Here is a 4,416-nt window from a genome sequence, read left to right on the forward strand (position 1 = left end):
CATGGTGTCTCTCTCTCTCTCTCTCTCTCTCTCTCTCTCTCTCTCTCTCTCTCCGTCATTCCGGGTTCGCTCTAGCGAGCGCCCCGGAATGACGGCATAGGTTGTGTTCGTATTTAACTTAGGGTTGTCGAAGTGCGCGGCCGGGACCCCGAGCACATCATCGCCGTCTACATCATGGCCAATCGGCGCAACGGAACGATCTACACCGGGATGACGAGTCATCTGGTGGGCCGCGTGTGGCAGCACCGGAATGGCGTCGTGAAAGGCTTCGCCGCCGAGTACGGCTGCAAGACTCTCGTCTGGTTCGAGCCGCACGAGCTGATCGTGAACGCGATCGCACGCGAGAAGGCGATCAAGAAGTGGAAGCGACAGTGGAAACTAGCGCTGATCGAGGCGCGCAATCCGCAATGGCTGGACTTGGCCGCCCCCTGGTTCGGAACAACGAGCGCGGTCGTCCTGCAATCCGCCTTCGGCCCTTATCGGCCATGACGGCCTATCGCAGCATCTCGTCCACCCAGGCCGGCACCACCTCCGTCGCCGGCCCGTAGCGGCCCTCGTCGAACAGGCGGCGGCCCATCGTCGGCTCGATGTTGAGCTCCACCGTGCGGGCCCCGGCCAGATTGGCCTGCTGCACGAAGCCGGCGGCCGGATAGACCGCGCCCGAGGTGCCGATGGCGGCGAACAGGTCGCACTCGGCCAGCGCCGCCTCGATCCGCTCCATGCGCAGGGGAAACTCGCCGAACCAGACGATGTGCGGACGCATGCGGCCCGCGGGATGGTGCGGCGAGGGCTCGCGGGCGGCCATGTCGCCCGGCCAGTCGCTGACCGGCCGGTGGCGGTGCAGTGCGCCTTCAGCAATTCGCCGTGCATGTGGATCAGCTCGAAGCCCGGGCCGGGCGGCCTGAGCGCATGGGCGCGGTCGTGCAGGTCGTCGACGTTCTGGGTGACCAGCAGGAGTTCGCCCTCCCACCGCGCGGCCAGCTCGGCCAGGGCGTGGTGGGCGAGGTTGGGCTCCACCTCCGCCAGCTGGCGCCGACGGCGGTTGTAGAAGTCCTGCACCAGGGCCGGGTCGCGGGCGAAGGCCTGGGGCGTGGCGACGTCCTGGACCCGATGGCCCATCCACAGACCGTCGTCGGCGCGGAAGGTGGGCACGCCGCTCTCGGCCGATATGCCGGCGCCGGTGAGGATGACGAGGTTGGTCATGCGCACACTAAAGCCCGAGTCCCGCGGGGAAAGGAAAGTCATGCGTCCGCTTCTGACGTATGAGCCGACTATGGTGCTTGCTGGCTCGGACGATGTCAGGTCGGCCTTACAAAAGTGCACGATGTGCACTCCATTTTCTCGAGTGCACTTTTTGGCCTGGCCCGGCTGGCGTTCCCGGCGCCGCTCGTGACACACAGGCGCAGATCCAAGGAGCTCCCGACATGAAGACCCGCGCCGCCGTCGCCTTCGAGGCCAAACGCCCGCTGGAGATCGTCGAGGTCGATCTGGAGGGGCCGCGCGCCGGCGAGGTGCTGGTCGAGATCAAGGCGACGGGGATCTGTCACACCGACGCCTACACCCTGGACGGGCTGGACTCGGAGGGGATCTTCCCCTCGATCCTGGGCCACGAGGGCGCGGGCGTGGTGGTCGAGGTGGGACCGGGCGTGACCTCGGTCGAGGTCGGCGACCACGTCATCCCGCTGTACACGCCGGAATGCCGCCAGTGTAAGTCGTGCCTCAGCCGTAAGACCAACCTCTGCACCGCCATCCGCGCCACCCAGGGCAAGGGGCTGATGCCCGACGGCACGTCGCGCTTCAGCTACAAGGGCCAGGCGATCGCCCACTACATGGGCTGCTCGACCTTCTCGAACTACACCGTCCTGCCCGAGATCGCCCTGGCGAAGATCCGCAAGGACGCGCCGTTCGACAAGGCCTGCTACGTCGGCTGCGGCGTGACCACGGGCGTCGGCGCGGTGGTCAATACGGCCAAGGTTGAGCCGGGCGCCAACGCCGTGGTCTTCGGCCTGGGCGGCATCGGTCTGAACGTCATCCAAGGCTTGAAGATGGTTGGGGCCGACATGATCGTCGCGTCGACATCAACGGCGACAAGGCGGAGTGGGGCCGCCGCTTCGGCATGACCCATTTCGTGAACCCCAAGGACGTCTCGGACGTGGTCGCCCACCTGGTCGAGCTGACCGGCGGCGGGGCCGACTACACCTTCGACTGCACCGGCAACACCGTGGTCATGCGCCAGGCGCTGGAGGCCTGCCACCGCGGTTGGGGCGAGAGCGTGATCATCGGCGTGGCCGAGGCGGGCAAGGAGATCGCCACGCGACCGTTCCAGCTGGTCACCGGCCGCGTCTGGCGCGGCTCGGCCTTCGGCGGCGCGCGGGGCCGGACCGATACGCCCAAGGTGGTGGATTGGTACATGGACGGGAAGATCGAGATCGACCCGATGATCACCCACACCCTTCCCCTCGAGCAGATCAACGAGGCCTTCGACCTGATGCACGAGGGCAAGAGCATCCGCTCGGTCGTGGTGTTCTGAGGCGAGGACCGGAGAAACTGCAGAGCATGAGCGCTTGCGCCGCGAGGATGGTTGTTTAAAAAACGGGCCTGATTCACCGGGAGGAGAGGCCATGTTCACACACCTGACCGTGGGCGCGAACGACGTGGAGGCGTCGCGCCGGTTCTATGACGCAGCGCTGGGCGCTCTGGGCGTTCCGCCCGCGATGGGTCCGGACCCCAAGGCCGCTACTGGTGGCGCACCGAGCGCGGGGCCTTCGCCGTCGGCCGGCGATCGACGGTGAGCCGGCCTGTCACGCCAACGGCGGCACCATCGGCTTCCACGCCAAGACCGCCGAGATGGTCAAGGCCTTCCACGACGCGGGCGTGGCCGCCGGCGGCCGCTCGATCGAGGATCCGCCCGGCGAGCGCGACGGTCCCTTCGGCAAGCTGAACCTGGCCTATCTGCGCGATCCCTCGGGCAACAAGGTCTGCGCCCTGCATCGGGTGGCGGGCTAGGGGCGATCGACGTCCAGTCGGTGAGATATGCGTGTTGTCTTCCGTCATGGCCGGGCTTGTCCCGGCCATCCATCGTCGCGGAGTGCGCCTGAGCGGTCTGGATCCTAGCCTGTCGTGTTCATGGATTCCCGGCACAAGGCCGGGAATGACGGTTGGGATGGGGGCGGAACCGATCCTGAAGGGCGCGGGCGCGGCTAGCAACTCGCCAGCGGCGTCCACTGGACCTGGCTGGTGCTGGGCCGATAGAGAACGCCCGGACCGTCGGAGACCGCCCATGGACATCCTGAAGACCCACGCCGTCCACGGCGGAACCCTGCGCTATCTGAGGCACGACAGCGCGGCCACCGGCACGCCGATGACGCTGTCGGTCTTCGTTCCTGGCGGCGAGGGGCCGTTCCCCGTCCTGATCTGGCTGTCGGGCCTGACCTGCACCGAGGACAACTTCACCACCAAGGCCGGAGCCTACCGGGCCGCGGTCGAGCACGGCGTGATCGTGGTCGCGCCCGACACCTCGCCGCGCGGCCAGGGCGTGGCGGACGACCCGGCCTACGACCTGGGGCAGGGAGCCGGCTTCTACGTCGACGCCACGCAAGCCCCCTGGGCTCCGCATTTCCGCATGGAAAGCTATGTCGCGGACGAGCTGATCGGCCTGATCGACGAGGCCTTCCCGACGAACCGGACGCGCTCGATCTTCGGCCATTCGATGGGCGGGCACGGGGCCCTGACCCTGGCGCTGCGCCATCCCGAGCTGTTCCGGTCCGTCTCGGCTTTCGCGCCGATCGCCTCGCCGACGCGCTGCCCCTGGGGCGAGAAGGCGTTCGCCGCCTATCTGGGCGACGATCGGACGAGGTGGGCCGGGCACGACGCGGCCCTGCTGATCGAGGGCGGCGCGGGCGCGGGCTTCGACGACATCCTGATCGATCAGGGCGACGTCGATCCCTTCCTGGCCGAGCAGCTGAAGCCCGAACTGCTGGCCCAGGCCGCCCGGACGGCGGGCCGCAAGGTCACGCTCAGGATGCAGCCCGGCTACGACCACTCCTACTTCTTCATGACCAGCTTCATCGACGACCACGTCGCCTTCCACGCGAAGCGGCTGAAGGGCTGAGCCGGGCGTGCTAGCGTCGCCGTCTCGATGGAGGCGCCGATCATGAGACTGTCCATCCTTGGCCTGACCCTGGCCCTCGTCGCCCTGGCCTCGCCCATCCAGGCCCAGCAGCTGGTCGATCCGGACTTCCGTCCGACGGTGGCGCGGCCGGCCTATGCGGCGGAGGCCGGGCCGGTGGTGGTCATCGACGAGGCGCACCGCAACTTCCACCGCCTGGACGGCCAGTACGCGCCCTTCGCCGCGCTGCTGCGGGCCGACGGCTATCGTGTGCGGGCCGGGACGGCGCCCTTCGACGCGGGCGGGCT

Annotated in this window: 3 protein-coding genes and 3 pseudogenes; 5 read left to right on the top strand and 1 reads right to left on the bottom strand. The window is 68.2% G+C overall.

Features of this window, described 5'->3' with window-relative positions:
• Positions 1–132 precede the first annotated feature (132 nt).
• Entirely contained in the window at positions 133–489 is a 357-nt protein-coding gene (locus AC2W7C_RS13840; protein WP_486001959.1) for a GIY-YIG nuclease family protein, read from the top strand.
• A gap of 4 nt (positions 490–493) precedes the next feature.
• On the opposite strand, the pseudogene AC2W7C_RS13845 reads toward AC2W7C_RS13840, so the two are convergent.
• Positions 494–1,203, bottom strand: a pseudogene (locus AC2W7C_RS13845) (NAD-dependent deacylase).
• A gap of 221 nt (positions 1,204–1,424) precedes the next feature.
• On the opposite strand from AC2W7C_RS13845, the pseudogene AC2W7C_RS13850 reads away from it, so the two are divergent.
• From AC2W7C_RS13850 to AC2W7C_RS13865, 4 genes and pseudogenes are all read left to right on the top strand, one after another.
• Positions 1,425–2,530 (top strand): annotated as a pseudogene (locus AC2W7C_RS13850) (S-(hydroxymethyl)glutathione dehydrogenase/class III alcohol dehydrogenase).
• Positions 2,531–2,742: 212 nt separating this feature from the next.
• Positions 2,743–3,006, top strand: a complete 264-nt coding sequence (locus AC2W7C_RS13855) for a VOC family protein (protein ID WP_486001960.1) — start codon at positions 2,743–2,745, stop codon at positions 3,004–3,006.
• Positions 3,007–3,280: 274 nt separating this feature from the next.
• A complete protein-coding gene (fghA, locus tag AC2W7C_RS13860; RefSeq protein WP_486001961.1) occupies positions 3,281–4,111 on the top strand; it encodes an S-formylglutathione hydrolase in 831 nt (276 codons plus the stop codon).
• A 42-nt stretch (positions 4,112–4,153) separates the two neighbouring features.
• A pseudogene (locus tag AC2W7C_RS13865) lies at positions 4,154–4,416 on the top strand (DUF4350 domain-containing protein); the annotation flags it as partial.

The organism is Brevundimonas sp. CURTG3B2_SDJG (assembly GCF_057364705.1).